The sequence below is a fragment of the Streptomyces sp. NPDC020875 genome (assembly GCF_040641415.1).
Classification (GTDB): Bacteria; Actinomycetota; Actinomycetes; order Streptomycetales; family Streptomycetaceae; genus Streptomyces.
Window position 1 is genome coordinate 70,917 of record NZ_JBFADP010000016.1, and the last position, 16,377, is coordinate 87,293.

At 71.5% G+C, this 16,377-nt stretch carries 18 protein-coding genes; 11 read left to right on the top strand and 7 right to left on the bottom strand.

Annotation, left to right across the window (positions count from 1 at the left end):
• Nucleotides 1-346 precede the first annotated feature (346 nt).
• The gene (locus tag AB0G74_RS11685) at nucleotides 347-2,635 is read right to left on the bottom strand and encodes an MMPL family transporter (RefSeq protein WP_361143685.1); all 2,289 of its coding nucleotides are present in this window, start codon (nucleotides 2,633-2,635) and stop codon (nucleotides 347-349) included.
• A 294-nt stretch (nucleotides 2,636-2,929) separates the two neighbouring features.
• Here AB0G74_RS11685 and AB0G74_RS11690 point away from each other — a divergent pair, with 294 nt between their 5' ends.
• Both AB0G74_RS11690 and AB0G74_RS11695 read left to right on the top strand, forming a co-directional pair.
• Complete coding sequence (locus AB0G74_RS11690) at nucleotides 2,930-4,324, top strand: histidine kinase (protein WP_361143688.1); 1,395 nt, start codon at nucleotides 2,930-2,932, stop codon at nucleotides 4,322-4,324.
• A gap of 37 nt (nucleotides 4,325-4,361) precedes the next feature.
• Nucleotides 4,362-5,045: a response regulator transcription factor gene (locus tag AB0G74_RS11695; RefSeq protein ID WP_361143691.1), complete on the top strand. Its 684-nt coding sequence runs from the start codon at nucleotides 4,362-4,364 to the stop codon at nucleotides 5,043-5,045.
• 47 nt (nucleotides 5,046-5,092) lie between these two features.
• Here the strand turns inward: AB0G74_RS11695 and AB0G74_RS11700 are convergent, their stop codons facing one another.
• From AB0G74_RS11700 to AB0G74_RS11710, 3 genes are all read right to left on the bottom strand, one after another.
• A complete protein-coding gene (locus tag AB0G74_RS11700; RefSeq protein WP_361143693.1) occupies nucleotides 5,093-5,308 on the bottom strand; it encodes a hypothetical protein in 216 nt (71 codons plus the stop codon).
• On the bottom strand, nucleotides 5,305-5,592 hold the full coding sequence (locus tag AB0G74_RS11705; protein ID WP_361143696.1) for a hypothetical protein: 288 nt from the start codon (nucleotides 5,590-5,592) through the stop codon (nucleotides 5,305-5,307). The genes AB0G74_RS11700 and AB0G74_RS11705 overlap by 4 nt, the downstream gene beginning before the upstream one ends.
• Nucleotides 5,593-5,670: 78 nt before the next feature.
• On the bottom strand, nucleotides 5,671-6,306 hold the full coding sequence (locus AB0G74_RS11710; RefSeq protein WP_361143699.1) for a hypothetical protein: 636 nt from the start codon (nucleotides 6,304-6,306) through the stop codon (nucleotides 5,671-5,673).
• Between the two features lie 246 nt (nucleotides 6,307-6,552).
• Here AB0G74_RS11710 and AB0G74_RS11715 point away from each other — a divergent pair, with 246 nt between their 5' ends.
• From AB0G74_RS11715 to AB0G74_RS11725, 3 genes are all read left to right on the top strand, one after another.
• On the top strand, nucleotides 6,553-7,398 hold the full coding sequence (locus AB0G74_RS11715; RefSeq protein ID WP_361143702.1) for a helix-turn-helix transcriptional regulator: 846 nt from the start codon (nucleotides 6,553-6,555) through the stop codon (nucleotides 7,396-7,398).
• On the top strand, nucleotides 7,395-7,595 hold the full coding sequence (locus tag AB0G74_RS11720) for a DUF397 domain-containing protein (RefSeq protein WP_361143705.1): 201 nt from the start codon (nucleotides 7,395-7,397) through the stop codon (nucleotides 7,593-7,595). The genes AB0G74_RS11715 and AB0G74_RS11720 overlap by 4 nt, the downstream gene beginning before the upstream one ends.
• Nucleotides 7,596-7,671: 76 nt before the next feature.
• Nucleotides 7,672-7,869, top strand: coding sequence for a DUF397 domain-containing protein (locus AB0G74_RS11725; RefSeq protein WP_361143708.1), 198 nt, complete (start codon nucleotides 7,672-7,674; stop codon nucleotides 7,867-7,869).
• A gap of 23 nt (nucleotides 7,870-7,892) precedes the next feature.
• On the opposite strand, the gene AB0G74_RS11730 is transcribed toward AB0G74_RS11725, so the two are convergent.
• Nucleotides 7,893-8,036, bottom strand: a complete 144-nt coding sequence (locus AB0G74_RS11730) for a hypothetical protein (RefSeq protein WP_361143711.1) — start codon at nucleotides 8,034-8,036, stop codon at nucleotides 7,893-7,895.
• Nucleotides 8,018-8,614 (bottom strand): hypothetical protein, encoded by a 597-nt coding sequence (locus tag AB0G74_RS11735; RefSeq protein WP_361143714.1) that lies wholly within the window; start codon nucleotides 8,612-8,614, stop codon nucleotides 8,018-8,020. The genes AB0G74_RS11730 and AB0G74_RS11735 overlap by 19 nt, the downstream gene beginning before the upstream one ends.
• A 129-nt stretch (nucleotides 8,615-8,743) precedes the next feature.
• Between AB0G74_RS11735 and AB0G74_RS11740 the strand changes: the two genes are divergently transcribed.
• From AB0G74_RS11740 to AB0G74_RS11765, 6 genes are all read left to right on the top strand, one after another.
• Nucleotides 8,744-9,484, top strand: coding sequence for a class I SAM-dependent methyltransferase (locus tag AB0G74_RS11740; RefSeq protein ID WP_361143716.1), 741 nt, complete (start codon nucleotides 8,744-8,746; stop codon nucleotides 9,482-9,484).
• Between the two features lie 348 nt (nucleotides 9,485-9,832).
• On the top strand, nucleotides 9,833-9,958 hold the full coding sequence (locus tag AB0G74_RS11745) for a hypothetical protein (protein ID WP_358824577.1): 126 nt from the start codon (nucleotides 9,833-9,835) through the stop codon (nucleotides 9,956-9,958).
• A 316-nt stretch (nucleotides 9,959-10,274) separates the two neighbouring features.
• Nucleotides 10,275-11,570 (top strand): helix-turn-helix transcriptional regulator, encoded by a 1,296-nt coding sequence (locus AB0G74_RS11750; protein WP_361143720.1) that lies wholly within the window; start codon nucleotides 10,275-10,277, stop codon nucleotides 11,568-11,570.
• Nucleotides 11,571-11,664: 94 nt separating this feature from the next.
• Entirely contained in the window at nucleotides 11,665-12,210 is a 546-nt protein-coding gene (locus AB0G74_RS11755) for a hypothetical protein (RefSeq protein ID WP_361143722.1), read from the top strand.
• Nucleotides 12,211-12,601: 391 nt separating this feature from the next.
• The gene (locus AB0G74_RS11760; RefSeq protein ID WP_361143725.1) at nucleotides 12,602-14,731 is read left to right on the top strand and encodes a M4 family metallopeptidase; all 2,130 of its coding nucleotides are present in this window, start codon (nucleotides 12,602-12,604) and stop codon (nucleotides 14,729-14,731) included.
• A 169-nt stretch (nucleotides 14,732-14,900) separates the two neighbouring features.
• The gene (locus AB0G74_RS11765; protein WP_361143728.1) at nucleotides 14,901-15,824 is read left to right on the top strand and encodes a methyltransferase domain-containing protein; all 924 of its coding nucleotides are present in this window, start codon (nucleotides 14,901-14,903) and stop codon (nucleotides 15,822-15,824) included.
• A 27-nt stretch (nucleotides 15,825-15,851) separates the two neighbouring features.
• Here the strand turns inward: AB0G74_RS11765 and AB0G74_RS11770 are convergent, their stop codons facing one another.
• A complete protein-coding gene (locus AB0G74_RS11770) occupies nucleotides 15,852-16,361 on the bottom strand; it encodes a hypothetical protein (RefSeq protein WP_361143731.1) in 510 nt (169 codons plus the stop codon).
• Nucleotides 16,362-16,377: the final 16 nt, after the last annotated feature.

Here is a 16,377-nt window from a genome sequence, read left to right on the forward strand (position 1 = left end):
GTGCCTTTACGGTCGCCGGGCCGTCTCAGCGCGGCCGGGCGGGCGCCGGAGGAAGGCGGTCCGGCGGAGGTCCACCGGTGTACGGGTCCGGCCCGTACGAACCGGGCACGCCCTCGGAGCAGAACATGTCCTCACCCCAGGTACCTTTTAGGAAAGCTATCGAGTGAGATAGTAGCCGGTACAAGATGTGTGCTCAACCGACTTGGTTTTCACGGTGATTGGGCAGGTGATGCCCCTTTCGGCGCCCGGCAGGGCGCCCCGGAACCGGCCCTTCGCGGGCACGCGAAGCGGGACCCGAGCCACCCGGCCCGGGTCCCGCTGTCACCTCGTCAGCCTCGGGGCGCGATCACCTCCGGGGCGTACCGCCCACCGGCCCGGAAGGCCCCGCCGGGTGCCGCTCCGGCGCGTACCCGGCCCCGTACTCGGTCCCGTACCCCGTCGCGTACGACGGCTCGGGGTGCCCCTGGTGCTGCGGATATTCCGAACCGTCCCGCTGGTCGTGCTGCTGCTGGTGTCGATCGCCCCGCGAGGGCCACCACATCGACCGCCCCAGGAGCGCGGCCAGGGCCGGGACCAGGACCAGGGAGAGGACCAGGGCCGAGAGCAGGATCCCCAGCGCCGTCGAGAAGCCGACCTCCTGCGTCGCCGGGCTCGCCGCCAGGCTGCCGAAGGAGCCCGCGAGGACCAGGCCCGCCGTGGCGATCGCGGGCGCGGTGTGCCGTACGGCCTCGGCGACGGCCCGCCGGGCCGGGACCGGCTTCGCCATCTCCTCCCGGATCCGGTCGCCGATCAGGATGTTGTAGTCCGTACCGAGCGCCACCACGAAGAGGAAGAGCACCAGCGGCAGCGTGAAGAGGACCCCCGGCCGGTCGAGCATGTGCTGGAACAGCAGGGTCGCCGCGCCCAGCGTGGCCGCGAAGCCGAGCCCGACCGCGACCAGCAGGACGAGCGGCGCGACCAGGGACCGCAGCAGCAGGAGCAGGATCAGCGCGATCAGTCCGGCCGCGATCGGGAACACCAGCCGCAGATCCTTCTCGACCGCCTCGGAGACATCGGCGTAGATCGCCGCGGTACCGGTGATGTGCGCGTCCGCCCCGTCGGGCCGGTGCTCGGCGATCGCGGCCCGGACCGGCCCCGACACCAGCTCACGCGCCTTCGAACTCTCCGACCCCACCTTCAGTACGACCCCGATACTGGCCGCGTCGCGATCGGCGTCGTAGCGCGCGGGCAGGACCTGCGCCACGCCCTCGGTCTTCCGCAGCGCGTCGCCGAGCCCGTTCACCGCCCGCTCGTCGAGGGGCTTGTCGCCGCGGACGTACACGGTGTGCGGGTCGACGGCGCCCGCGGGCATGCTGCGGGCGATCTCCTCGGCGACCTGAACGGCGTCGGTACGGTCCTGCTCCGGCATGTCGTAGCTCATCTTCACGCCGAGCGCGCCCGCCGACAGCAGCCCGAGCAGGGCCAGGCTGCCGAGTACGTACCGGACCGGCCGGTGGGCGACGGCGAGACCGAGCCGGGCCGCGAATCCGCCCCGCCGCTCCCGCTGCCACGCCTTCGACGGCCAGAACATGGCCCGGCCGGTGACGGCGAGGATCGCGGGCATCAGGGTCAGGCTGGCCAGCAGCATCACCAGGACGGAGACCGCGATCGCCGGGCCCAGCACCCGGAACTGCCCGAAGCTGGCGACCCCGAGGGTGGCGAAGGCGGCGACGATCGTCAGACCGGCCGAGGTGACCGCGCCGCCCACCTTCGCGGCGGTCGTGGCGGCGGCCTCCCGGGCGTTCACTCCCGGGTTGTTCCGCAACTCCTCACGGAACCGGAAGAGGAGGAAGAGGAAGTAGTCGATCCCGATACCCAGCAGGACGACGGTGATCAGGGACGGCACGGACGCGTCGAGACTGATGTCGAAGAGTTCGGCGAACCCGGCGACCGCGCCCGACGCGACCCCGCCGACCAGCACACACGCGATCAGCGGCAGCAGGGCCGCCAGCGGGCTGCGGAAGACAAGCACGTTCAGCAGCACGATCAGCCCGATCGTGGCTATGTGGACGAGCTGCTCGCTCTCCTTGCTCGCCTCGATGGAGTCGACGGAGGACGCGATACCGCCGGTGAACCCGGCCTTCATCCCGGCCCCGGTGAACTCCTTCCGGGCGTCGTCCCGGAAGTCCTTGTAGACCTCCTGGAGCCCGGGGTCGTTCATATTGCCCTTGAGGGAGAGGCTGACCAGCTGGAACGTGCCGTCGGGCGCGACGGTCCCGATCCCGAGCCGGGGCTTCTGTGAGTGGTCCTCCATCAGCGGCATCTCGGGCTTCGCCGCCTCGATCCGCCGGTCGGCGAGTTCCCGGACGATGTCGGCGATCCGGGCCCGGTCGGCGGCGGTCAGCTTCTTCCCGTCGGTACGGGAGAGGAGCACGGTCGCCGCGTTGGCGTCGGGCTTCGCGCCGAACTCCTCCTCGGCGATCCGCAGGGCGGCGGCGGAGTCGTACCCCTTGGGCAGGAAGTCCCCGGTCTGGGAGTCGGTGGCCTTGTACATCAGGGACTGGCCGACGACGCTCAGGGCGATGCCGAGCAGCACCCAGACGCCGATCGTCAGCCAGCGTCGCCGCGTGGCGAACGAGGTGATACTGCGGATCATGGTCTTTTCGGCCTCTTCCGGGGACGGGAACGGTGACGGGACGGAACGGGCTCCGGAACCCGTTTCGGCGACGGGTTCCGGGGCGGGTTCCGGGAACGTCCCAAGCTCATCAAGCCGACCCCCCGCCGGACATCGTGCGCGGGAACGGAGCCCGTTCCGGACCGGGGTCCGGGCCGCCCCGGGGGCAGGACCCGGGTACCGGCCGGGAATCCGCCGAGGTGAGGAGAGGGGCGGGGGGCGGCCGTGGTCGGATGAGGGGGTCCGGGTCGGCGAGAATCGCACGGGAGGTGTGGAATGACCGGAAACAGCGGTGGCGGTACGGCGCCCGGCGCGGGTACGGCGGATCACGCGCCGTCGGCCGGGCCGACGGCGGTCGCGGGGCCGACGACGGCGCGCCCGAACGGACCGGGCCCCGGCTCCGACGCGGCTCCCGGCCCCGGCACCGGCTCCGACGCGGCTCCCGAGACCGGAACCGCCCGCTCACGCCTCCGCCGCGCGCGCCACCGGTACGGCCGGTACGCCACCCGGCGCGGCATAGCCTCCGACGCGCTCTCCTGGCTCCGCAACGACGTCCTGATCCTGCTGACCATCGCCTTCGAGATCCTCGACTACAGCGCCACCGCCGGCCACAGCCAGCAGTCGATATCCCCCGTCGGGGTCGTCGTCGCGGCCCTCGTCCCCCTGGTACTGCTGCCCCGCCGGGACGATCCGGTCCGGTCCTTCACGGCGCTGGTGGTCCTCCAGACGGTGTCCGGACTGTTCGTCCCGATGACCTACGGCGTCGGCGTGGCCCTGATGCTCGCGTTCTACTGCGTGGTCCGTACCGCCGACCTGCCGACCACGATCTGGGCCGGTACGGTCGCCGCCACCGCCAACGCGCTGCGCACCCTCGCGGGCGACGCGGCCCCGATGACCACGCTCCCCGACACGCTCGGCCTGCTCTTCGTCGCCCTCATCGGGATCTGGGTCACCCGGTGGCGGCGGCAGGCCGACCTCACCCGGCGGCTGCTGGCCGAACGCGCCGTCGCCGACGAGCGCCGCCGGATCGCGCGCGAACTGCACGATGTGGTGGCCCACCACATCACCACCGTCTATCTGCTGTCGGGCGGCGCGCGGACGATGCTCGACCACGACGTGGCGGCCTCCCGCGAGGCGCTGCTGACCCTGGAGACATCGGCCCGTTCGGCGCTCGGTGAGATGCGGGAGCTGCTGGGGGTGCTCCGCAGCGACGACGGCGGACCGGACGAGGCGCCGTCGGAGCCGCAGCCGGGCGCGGCGGACATCGCCGGGCTCGTCGCGGGCTCGGCGGTGGCCGGGCTCCCGGCGGAGCTGCGGATCACCGGCGCCCCGCCCGTACCGCCCGCGGCCGTACCGGCGACCACGGGACTGACGCTCTACCGGATCACCCAGGAGGCGCTGACCAACGCGCGCAAGCACGCGGGGGAGGGCGCGCGGGCCGCCGTCAGGCTCGACTACCGCCCGGGAGAGGTCACCGTCGAGATCACCGACGACGGCCGGGGCGCGCGCCCCCGCCGGGCGGCGGCACCCTCACCGGGCTGCCCGGGCGGCGGGTACGGTCTGCTGGGGATGCGGGAACGGGTCGCCGTACACGGGGGCTCCTTCGAGGCGGGCCCCCGCGAAGGCGGCGGGTTCCGGGTGACGGCCACACTGCCGCTACAGCTGTCATGACCCCGCCCCCGAGCCCCCGACGAAGGAGCCGCCCCCGATGACCACGCCCACGCCGCCGCCCGCCCCCGGCCCGCTGACGGTCCTGATCGCGGACGACCAGCCGCTGGTCCGGACCGGCCTGTCGCTGATCCTGCGCGCGGCCCCCGGCATCGAGGTGGTCGGCGAGGCCGGGAACGGCGAGGAGGCCGTCACCGAGGCCCTGCGGCTCCGCCCCGACGTGGTCCTGATGGACATCCGGATGCCTGTCCTCGACGGCGTCGGCGCCACGGAACGCCTGGTCGCCGAGGTACCCGGCTGCCGGGTCCTGGCCCTGTCCACCTTCGACATGGACGAGTACGTGATCCGCGCGCTGCGCGCGGGGGCGTCCGGCTTCCTCCCCAAGGACGTCTCACCCGAGGAGCTGGCGTCGGCGCTCCGTACGGTCCACTCCGGCGAGGCGGTCGTGGCCCCCCGCCTGCTCACCCGCCTGATCGGCGCCTTCGTCACGGCCCCGCCCCCGGCCGCCGCCGACCTGTCGGGCCTGACGCCGCGCGAGGTGGACATCCTCCGGCTGATCGCCTCGGGCCTGGACAACACGGAGATCGCGGCGTCCCTGACGATCGGAGTCCAGACGGTGAAGAACCATGTCACGAACGTCTTCGCCAAACTGGGGGTACGGGACCGGGCCCAGGCGGTCATCGCGGCCTACGAGTCGGGCCTGGTCCGCCCCCGCACCCCCTGACCTCCGGGCGCCCGGAAATCCGGGGGCGCTCCCGGCCCGGTACCGCGTCAGGTCGATCGCACCCGGGGGAACGGGTCCCTGAGATGGATCAGTTCATCCGGCAAGGGGCCCGGGGTGGCCAGGGTGGCGTGCTGCGGGCAGACGTAACGGACGGCTCCGGCGAAGGAGCCGACTTCGACGGCGGCGGGCGACGCGCGTCCGCAGATGACGCAGGGGTCGTCCGCCGCCGGTGGGGCCGCGCGGATCAGGCCGTCGCGGATCATCGGCTGAGCAGCCCGTCCGGGATCGGCAGATACGTGCCGGGTGGCACGATGTACAGCTTCCGCCGGGCCCGCGCGGCTTCCGCCCGGGCCTTGAGGATGGCCTGGGCCTGCTCCTTGCCGGGACTGGTCCAGGGCCTCCGCCACGGGTCCGCACGGACCGTCTCGGCGGACGGGGTGCGGCGGACTGCGCGATGTGCGGCGCTGTGCCGTCCGGGTCCGGTACGGCGGTACGGGACCGGAAACCGCCGGGCGCGTTCGAGCAGGCGGACGATAGGGTCACGCATGGTCGTTCAGCTCCTTCTGCAAGCTGATCGGCAAGCCCCGGCGGGACCGTTGGCGCGGTCTGTCGGGGCGCTTCTGTTCTAGCGGGTGGTCCTGAGCACGGTCCGGGCCTCGGCTTCGACCCGCATCGGATCTGCTCCGCCACCGATTCGGCGAAAGACCTCGATCCGCCAGTCACGCGGCAGCCGCCGTACGCGATGGACGAGTTCGGGCGCGTCGATCGCGCGCAGGTCGTCGTAGTCGGGCAGGGGAGGCGCCTCCCCCTTTCGCGCGTACGCGGACGCCACCGCGAGGGCCTTCGCGAGAGTCGGCCGCCCGGACTGACTGACGCGGGCCCCGTGGTGCAGATTCCGCAGCACCGTCGCCTGCCACGCCACCGGCAGCACCTCCCATTGACGGAGCAGTTCGGCGGCGAGCCGGGCATGCCGGGTGCGCTCCGGGTCGGCCTCCGGCCACCGCCCGGCCCCACTCGGGTCGTACAGGGCTGCGAAGTACGCGACGTCCATGCACAGCGCCGTGATCCTCGGGCCGTACTCCTCCCCGTCGGTCTCGACCGGCCAGGTACGCCCGATTTCCCGCGCGTCCGCCAGACACCACCGGAGCCCGGCCCGAGTGTCCCCGGGCAGCGACTCCCACACCTCCGACGCGACAAGTGCGTCCCGGACCAGGGTCCCCGCCTCGGCCGCCAGTCCGGCGACGACCGGCCACTCCTTCAACCGCCAACAACCCAACGCGTCCAGTACTCGGCGCACTTCATGGAAGCTCGCGGCCCGCCGCGACGGCGGAATTCCGAGGGCGGGACGGCTCGGGGACATGGACACGTAAGTACCTCTTACCTTCACGGGTGTTCCGGATGAAACATCACCATTAGTAAGGCAAGCGTCGCGCTCCGCGCGTACCCTCAACAGGCCCTGAGCCTTAACAAGTAAGGAGTTAAGGCATTCTGAGCCTGAGGGGGCTCCATGACGATGGAGAACGACCACGGCCGCCCCGAACCGACGTCCAGCCTGCTGGCCTTCTTCGGCTCCCGGTTACTGAAACTCCGAATCGAACACGGCTGGTCCCAGAGTGACCTGGCGACGAAAGCCCACACCACGGGCGCGATGATCAGCTATGTGGAACACGCCAAGCGCGTCCCGTCGGCGGACCTGGCGAGGGATCTCGACCAGGCGTTCGGAACGGACTTCTTCGCGGAGTTCTATCCGTTCGTGATCCGGTACGCGTACCCGTCGTGGTTCCTGCCGTACGTCGAACTGGAAGGCCAGGCGGCGGCTATCCGTATGTTCGACAGCCAAGTCATTCCTGGGCTGCTTCAGACCGAGGATTACGCCCGCGCAACTCTGGCGGCCATGCGTCCCGACCGGCTGGACGACCTGCTGGCCGCACGCATGACGCGACAGGCGATCTTCGAACGAGATGATCCGCCGTACTGCTGGTTCATCGTCGATGAGCAGGCGTTGAGGCGAGAAATCGGCGGTCTCGACGTCATGGCCGCCCAGCTCGAACACCTGCTGGTGCTCGGCCAGGAACCCAGAAACGTCATCCAGATCGTCCCGCGAGAGGTTGCCGCACACCCCGGCCTCGCTGGCCCCTTCACGCTCTTGTCTTTCGAACAAAGCCGCGATCAGGGGAGTGGGAAGCCTCCGCATGATGTCCTCTATGTGGACGGCTTCTCTCAAGGCAGGACAGCACTGGAAAGGGAGGAGGTCGCATTCGCCGCACGGGCATATGATCTGCTCATCAGCTATGCGCTGTCGCCGGAGGCATCAGCTGAACACATCAGCGAGCACTTGGAGAATTTGAGATGAATCCAAGCAAGTTGGGCATTTCTTGGTACAAGTCCAGCTATAGCAGCCCGAATGGCGGGCAGTGCCTTGAGGTGGGCAAGGGCCTCTCCGGTGTTGTCCCTCTCCGGGACAGTAAGCGCCCTGACGGCCCTGTCGTCGTGGTCAGCCCCCGTGCGTGGGCGGGCTTGGTCGCCCTCGCGCGGGAAGCCAACCTGTAGATAGCCGTGTCCACCCCCGTGTCTCAAGCGGGGACGGCGGGGGTGGATCGTTCCATCTGCTCTTGGAGGCGATGAGATGAATCCCGGCCGCTTGAGCGTCACCTGGTACAAGTCCAGTTACAGCACCAATGGTGGCAATTGTCTTGAATTTGGCAAGGGTGCCCCCGGTGTCGTTCCTCTCCGGGACAGTAAGCGCCCCGACGGCCCTGTCATTGTGGTCACCCCCCGTGCGTGGGCCGGTCTGGTCGCCCTCGCCCGGGAAACCGAGCTGTAGGTAGCAGCCTCCACCCCCGTCTCTCAAACGGGGATGCCGGGGGTGGACGGCTTCTCGTTCCCTGATCGCCGGGAGACGGGGACCTCGTAGACGATCTCGGCGAGAGACGCCGGGACGACGATGTCCGCCGTCTCGACGGCGGGCCGGTTCAGAGCGCGCAGGGGCACTCCCGGTACTCCAGACCCAGCTCCCGGTCGACGGGCACGCTGGTCCGGGTCGCGGCGGCCGTCACCGCGGCCCAGGAGCCGTACTTGGCGTACAGCTGGTCGGCCGTCGGCCCCAGCGGGTTGCCGTACTTGGCGATGTTCCGTTCCTCCAGGCGCCGGACCTCCTCCGGGCTCATTCCGGCCCGGGTGATCTCCTTGGCGTCGTTGCGGAGCTGCACCATCCGCCGGGCGATCTGCTCCTCGGACGCCCCGGCGGCCCGCATCTCGCACTCCTCGCGGTCCATGTCCAGCAGCAGGCCGTGGTACATCATCCGGATATCGCGGGACTTCTCCCGCTGTTCCGGTGTCTGGGCGCGGATCTGGCAGACCACGGGTTCCGGACTGTCACAGGGCCCGGTGGACGGCGGCTCCTGCGACACGGGCGCGATGTCGACGGACCCGCAGGCGGCGGTCGACGGCGCGCAGACGGCGGCGTGCGCCCCGGCGGCGGGCAGCAGAACGGCCTGCCCGGCGAGGACCACGGCGAAGGCCGCGCCCCGCGCCAGACGGCGGAAGGATCGGTGACGGATGCTCGACATGGACGGCATCCTGGGCCCGTACGAGCCCCGGGGGCGCGCGGAACACCCCCGATTCGCCCGTCCGAATGACGACGTACGCCCCGGAAAACCGAACGCGCCCCCGCCCGCCGGTGACTACGGTCGGATGCCATGCCGAATGAGATCTTCCAGGACCCACGACTGGCCTCGATCTACGACCCGCTCGACCCGGACCGCTCCGATCTCGACGCCTACCTCGCCATGGCGGACGAGTTCGGGGCCCGCCGGGTCCTCGACATCGGCTGCGGTACGGGGGTGTTCGCCCTGCTGCTCGCCGACCGGGGGATCGAGGTGACGGGCGTCGACCCGGCGGCGGCGTCCCTCGACGTGGCGCGCGCCAAACCGGGCGCGGACCGGGTCCGCTGGATCGACGGCGACGCGACGGCCGTCCCGCCCGCCGACCTCGGCTCCGGCTACGACCTGGCGACGATGACCGCCAACGCGGCGCAGCAGATCCTCGACCCGGCGGACTGGCACGCCACCCTCGAAGCCGCCCGCCGCTCCCTCCGCCCGGGCGGCCGGCTGGTCTTCGAGACCCGCGACCCGGCCGTCCGCGCCTGGGAGTCCTGGACGCGGGAGCAGTCGTACGAGGTCGTGGACATCCCGGGCACGGGGGAGGTCGAGAGCTGGTACGACATCCTGGGCGTCGAAGGCCCCCTGGTGACGTTCCGTCAGACCTGTATCTTCCGCGCCACGTCCGAGACGCTCACCTCGACGTCGACGCTCCGCTTCCGTACCCGGGACGAGATCGCCGCCGATCTCCATACCGCCGGCTTCCGGTCCTACGAGCTCCGCGACGCCCCGGACCGCCCGGGGCGCGAGTTCGTCTTCGTCGCGGAACGCCTGAAGTGACATAGCCCACAGGGGCGCGAGCGGCTGTTGTCGTGGACGGCGTACACAGATGCCGTAAACGGCGTAGAAACTCTACTCGCCACCCGGTTTGGTATGGACCAATTGATTAGCCGCTCGGCCGTATGTTCGCAGCTCAGAGCGCTCAAGGCGGGGCTTAAGTGGAATTAACGCCAATTCACTGGCCGACTCGGCGTCACATTGCCGTGGAGTACCGCGATTGGCGACGCCACTGAACGTACGGGCGCACCCGGTAAGGTAATCCCAACATCTTCTTCGAGGCGGCACCGGTCGATCGGTTGTCCCGATCGGGGCCGATCGGGCTCCGTCGTCAAAGGGAAGGTGCCGCGTATGGCCGATCCGCCGAAGGGCGGAGAGCGAACCAACCGGAAGATCGTCAAGAAGGCCGCCGTATGGCTGGCGCTTCAGGCACTGGGTGCCTGGTTGCGGCGTCAACTGTTCGACGGTCACCTCTAGGCGCGTAAGGCCCCCTGCGGCAACAGAGGGCCTTCCCGGGAGATCGCTCCCAGACGCCGACCCTGTGCCTCCGCCGACGGCTTCGCGAACCGTGGAGGTACAGGGTCTTTCCTTAACCAATACACGTGGACCGAAGTCCTTTAACCGTGCGGTCAGCGATTCCTAACATCCCGTGTTTCAACGAGCACATCCAGCAGTTCTGCCGCTAAAAGGAACGGCAGACCAGGTCGCGCTCTCCATGAACACGGGGAAGCAGGGCCCGCTTACTCCGGATGGTACCCCTTAATCGGTCCCGCTGACGAGAAAGAGCAGGTTAATGGCACGGGGCCTCAGCGATTTCGATCCGGCCGCACTGCGCACCCACAGGACCAACGCCGACGGGGATTCCACCCGTGAGTCGATCACGGCGGACGCGCTGGCCCGGGCCGTCGGAGCGACGAAGGCGCAGATCCTGGCATACGAGAACGGGCACCGAGTGCCGGATCCGCCGCGGGTACGGGCCCTCGCCGAGGCCCTGGGAATCCACCCGTGGCAGCTGATGAACACCGAGTCCAGAAGCTCCTGGACCCTCGCCGACCTCCGCCGGGCCGCGGGTCTCCGCGCCCAGGACGTGGTGGAGCGGCTGGAGGTCTCCCCGAAGAACTACCGCCGATTCGAGACGGAGGGCATCGTCCCGAGCCGCCGCCCCCGGTTCGTCGACGACGTCGCCGCGGCCCTGGGCATGTCCCGGCGTACGGTGGAACGCGCCGTCGACCGGACCCCCGCCGTACAGCGCCGCCAGGCCCGCGCCTTCGAACTGGTCCTCGCGATGGCCGAACGCTATGTGCCCCGCCCCGGACCGTGGCACGGCCCCACCACCACGGACGACAACCTGATCGAACTGGCCGCCGCCTACGGCCGGGCGCCGCAGCGCCTCAGACGCGTACTCGCCTACGAACTCGGCGAGCTGCGGCGGAAATTCGTCCGCGCCCAGCGGGAACGGGTCATCGCCGACTACGACGCCGACCGCAAACGGCAGGACGGCGCCCGGGAGGCCCTGTACCGCTGGAACGAGATGTACATCCGGAGCCTGCACCGCATCCCGGGCCGCCTGGAACGCTTCCACCGCACCGCCCAGCCGTCCGACGTCTGGCAGCTGCTGGTCGACCTCAACAACACCGACGCCACGGTCCGTTCCGACACCGGCGTCTGGGCGGTCACCGTACTCCTCCACCGGGACCCGCGGGTCCTGCCGCCCCACTTCGTCGAGCAGTCCGCGATCGACGGCGTCCCCGTCTGCCGGCTCTCCGTCCCCGGCGCCCACCACGTGGCCGCCTTCGCCGGGCTGTACGCGTCCCTCTACCCGGGGGTCCGCCGCCCGTCCCGCACGGCGGCCCGCTCGGGCACCAAACTCCGGACCCCCGGCGCCGTCGGCGACACCTTCGCCCTCCCGGGCCGCACCGAACGCATCGCGGTCCCCCAGCCGTTCCTGGAGAAGGCCCGCACGGTATCGGCCGAGACCAAGAGCATCGTCTCGGTGGGCCTCAGCAACCGGTTCGTCCTCATGGTGGGCAAACAGTCCCTGACCGCCCTCTCCGCCGAGGAACTCCAGTCCGTCGACCCCATGGACTGACCCCGCGCGCCGTTGCCCGGACGAACGCCCGGGCAACGGCACGGCACCGCATCACGCCGATCACCGCACCGGCGGCCATGACATCCTCGACCACATGACCGACACCCCGGCCGACGACCGGTCGTCCGAAACGGCCCGGGAACCGGCCTGGTTCGCCGCCTGCCAGGTGAACGGCGCCCCCGGAGTCGACCACGCCGCCGGGCCGCGCGGCACCCTGTGCGGCATCGCCGCCCGGTGCGTCACGTACTACCTGCACCTGTTCGAGCCCGAAGCCCTCCAGTCCTGCCGCCGCTGCCGCCACCTCGCGGAGAACACCCCGCCAGGGCCGTCCGTCCAGGAACGGCTCCACAACCGGGTCCTGGCCGCCACCGGGGGCCCGGCCCGGGACGACCTGCTCGCCGCACTCCGCCGAGGGGCGGCCGTCACCCTGTGGATCGACGGCCCGGCCCGGTCGCTCACCCGGAGCTACGCCGCGCTCGACGAACTGTCCGAGGGGAAGGAGCCCGCGGCCCGGACGCTGCTCGCCGCCGAGACGATCGGGCTGGCCCGGGTCGAGGCGGACCCCTGGCGCTTCCTCGTCGTCCTGCCGGGGGACGGCACCCCGCCACTCGTCGCCCGCGGCCCGCACCCCCGCCCGTAACGCCCACCTGCCTCCCGGCGCCGTGCCGCCCCGGGCCGCGCGGCGGTTTTTCGTCGGGTGCGGGGCCCTATTGCCGCGTGATTGACGCGGCGGTAACCGGGACCGAGGGGGCCGTACCGGTCTCCGGATCGGCGCGTCGTGGCGGGGGGCGGTGAAAGGGACTGGTGAGTTATGGCCAATCGGCCACCCCTTCTGTCACATGGAAACCCCGGGTGCCACGCTTCCCCATAGCCCCTCTCGCAACCTGACGGCACGCCGAGCGTGCCCTCTGTGGATACCCGTGTGTCCGGCCGAAGGGGCGTACAGCCACCGGGCGTTCCGCCGTCGGTGCACCTCGCCGACGGGGGTCGGTCCGGACGGGACTCACCGTCGACGCAGAGGAGTTCATTCCATGGCGCCACTTCCTCGCAGAGCAGCCGCCGGTACGGCGCTGCTCACCGGTATCGCGCTCTTCGCGGCGGTTCTGCCGCCGGGTGTCGCCGGAGCCGCGCCCGGGGCCGCCCCGGGCGCCGCCTCGGCGACGCCCCGCGCGGGGGCGCTGCCCGCGTATCTCAGCCCCGCCGAGCAGAGCGCGCTGCTCAAGGACGCCACCGCCGACCGGGAGGCGACCGCGGCCCGGCTCGGGCTGGGCGGCAAGGAGCGGCTGGTGCCGCGGAGTGTCGTCAAGGACACCGACGGCACCCTGCACACCCGGTACGAGCGGACCTACGACGGGTTACCCGTACTGGGCGGCGATCTGGTCGTGCACACCGCCCCGGCCGGGACCCTGAAGGGCGTCGACAAGGCGACCAGGAGCCGGATCTCCGTACCGTCCACCACCCCGGCCCGGAAAGCGGGCTCGGCCCAGGCGTTCTCGGTCGGCGCTGCGAAGGCGGCGGGCACCGAGGACGCGAAGCTCGGGCGCGCGGCCCGCAAGGTGGTCTGGGCGGCGGGCGAGCGGCCGGTGCTGGCCTGGGAGACCGTCGTCAAGGGCACCCAGGCCGACGGCACGCCCAGTGAGCTGCATGTCGTCACCGACGCGACCACCGGCGCCGAACTGAACCGCCGCGAGGCGGTACGGAACGCCCTCGGGACCGGCGAACCCGGCGGCGCCCCCGCCGCCGACCGGAAGACGGCCCGGGACAAGGGCCGGGACACCGGGAACACCGCCCGGGGCGAGCGCGCGGAGGCACGGGGGGTCGGCCACAGCCGCTACAGCGGCCAGGTGGATCTGGGGACCTCCCGCTTCGGCACCTTCTACAACATGACCGACAGCGCCCGGGGCGGACACCGGACGTACGACCTCCTGAACGGCGGCACCTACTACGGCGAGGGCGGCCGTCTCCTGACCGACACCGACAACGTCTGGGGCGACGGCACCTCGGCCAGTCGTCAGACCGACGCGGTCGACGCCGCCTACGGGGCCCAGGTGACCTGGGACTATCTCACCGACGTGCACAAGCGCTACGGCGTCCGCAACGACGGCGACGGCGCGTCGAGCAAGGTGCACTACTACAACGACTACCGGGGCGCCTACTGGCGGGACGGCTGCTTCTGCGTGCTGTACGGCGACGGCGGCACCACCCCGTACACCTCCATCGACATGGCCGCCCACGAGTTCACGGCCGGAATCATCGCCAGCACCACGAACTTCGGGTACTACGGCGAGTCGAACGGGATCGGCGAGGCGACCAAGGACATCTTCGCCACCGGCGTCGAGTTCCACGCGGCCAACCCCAACGACCCCGGCGACTATGTGATCGGCGAGAACGTCGACCACGGCGGCCTCAACGCCCGGCCGCGCTATATGGACCGGCCGTCGAAGAACATCAGGGGTACCGACTACTGGCACCCCCGGATCTCCTCCAGCTCACACGGTACGTACATGGCCGGGCCCGCCTCGCACTGGTTCTACCTCGTATCGGAAGGCGACGGTCCGAAGACGATCAACGGCGTCTCCTACGACAGCCCCACCCATGACGGGCTGCCCGTCACGCCCATCGGCCGGGCCGCCGCCGAGCAGATCTGGTACCGGGCCCTCACCGTCTATATGACCTCCACCACCGACTACCTCGGCGCGCGCGCCGCCACCCTCGCGGCGACGGCCGACCTCTACGGGGCCTCCTCGCCGACGCACCAGAAGGTCGAGGAAGCCTGGGGGGCCGTCAATGTCGGCGTCCGCCCCGGTGGTTCACCGCGTCCGGTCGGGCCGAGCTTCGAGAACACCGGCAACTACCCGATCCCGGACGACACGTCGCCCGCCGACTCGCCGATCACCGTCACCGGCGTCCCCGGAAACGCCCCCAGTGTCCTGGTCGTCGATACGAATATCGCCGACGCCGGACAGCGGATGGAGCTGGTGGCCCCGGACGGCAGTACGTATCCGCTCGTCAGCGGCTTCGCCCTGGAGAACGGCCCCAGCATCGCCACCACCGGTGTCGACGCGTCCGCCGAGACCGCCAACGGCACCTGGAAGCTGCGAGTCCGGGGTTCGGGATACAACGTCGGCCGGTACATCGACAGCTGGAAGCTGACCTTCTGAGCCGCTGAGCCTCGGATGCGATGACCTGGAGACCCTTCGCCACCCGGACCCCGTGCCGGGTGGCGAAGGGCCGACCGGACGAAGGCCAGCCGGACGAAGGGCGAATGGACCCGGCCTCGCGCGGCCGGAACCGCCCGCCCCGGTGTCGTACGGCGGGCACCCTGAGGGCATGGCCACCTACGACACCATCGGTACGGAGTACGCCACGACCCGCCGGGCCGATCCCCGGATCGGCGCCCGGATCCGGGCGGCGCTCGGGGACGCGGCGGATGTGATCAATGTGGGCGCGGGGGCCGGTTCGTACGAACCGGAGCGGACCGTGCTCGCCGTCGAGCCCAGCCGGGCCATGATCGGGCAACGGCCGCCGGGCGCCGCGCCCGCCGTCCGGGCGGTGGCGGAACGGCTGCCGGTACGGGCCGGGGCCGCCGACGCCGCCCTGGCGGTGCTGACCGTGCACCACTGGTCCGACCCGGCCGCCGGGATCGCCGAGCTGCGGCGGGTCGCCCGGCGCCGGGTGGTGGTACTGACCTGGGATCACGAGGTGTTCCGCGAGCGGTTCTGGCTGATCCGGGAGTATCTGCCGGAGGCCGCCGCGTTCGAGGACGCGCGGGCCGTGCCGGTGACCCGGCTCGCCGAACTCCTCGGCGGGGCCCGGATCGAGCCGCTGCCCGTCCCGCACGACTGCGCGGACGGGTTCGCCGCCGCGTACTGGCGCCGCCCTTACGCCTATCTCGACCCCCGGGCCCGGGCCGGGATCTCCCTGCTGGCCCAGACCGGCGAGACCGTCATCACCCCCGGCCTGGCCCGGCTCGCGGACGATCTGGCGTCCGGCCGCTGGCGGGCCCGGTACGCCGACCTCCTCGCCCGCGACACCTACGACCTCGGCTACCGGCTGGTGATCGCCGACCTCCACCCGGAGGGCACCGGGGCGAACGGCGACCGGGAACCGGCGGCGATCCGCCCTCGCGAGCGTTTCGTGGGGCGGCCCGAGTTCGCGGCCGGGGCGCGTACGGCTGCCGGAGTCGACCCGGAGACGTTCCGCGCCGACCAGGACGCCGCCGCCGACCACTGGGCGGATTCCCGCACCTGGTGAACGGGCGGTCCGCCTCCGGGCCCCGGGCTACGCGTGTTCCCGCCGCAGCTCCTGGAAGCGGGCCAGCTCCGCCTCGGCCGCCGCCCGGTGGCCCAGGTCGAGGGCCATGGTCGTCCGGGCGTGGAGGTAGCGGGCGTCCTCGTGGACCTCGGGGGCGAGGGGGCGGGCGAGGAGTTCGCGGAGGCCCACCGAGAGGAAGAGCTCGACGGTGAAGCGCCACTCCGGGGCGGCGCCGTCCAGGGCTTCGCGGCGGATGTCGGCGACGTAGTCGCGGGTGCGGGCGTCGGCCTCCGCCGGGCGGGGGGTGTCCGGCTGGTGGGGGTGCGGGGTCAGGGCCCGGGACCAGGCGCGGAGGGTGTCGACCGCGTCCTGTGCCTCGTCCAGGTCGGCCGGGGCGGCGGCGAAGACCCGGGCCGCGAGGCGCGGTGCCCGCCGGGCGGTGTCCGGGTCGTCGGTGGCGTAGGCGACGAAGGGCGCCAGGGCGTTGGCGTCGCGGCGCAGGGCCGCGAGGCGCCATATGTCGTAGGAGTCGGGCAAGAAGTACCTGCTCTCG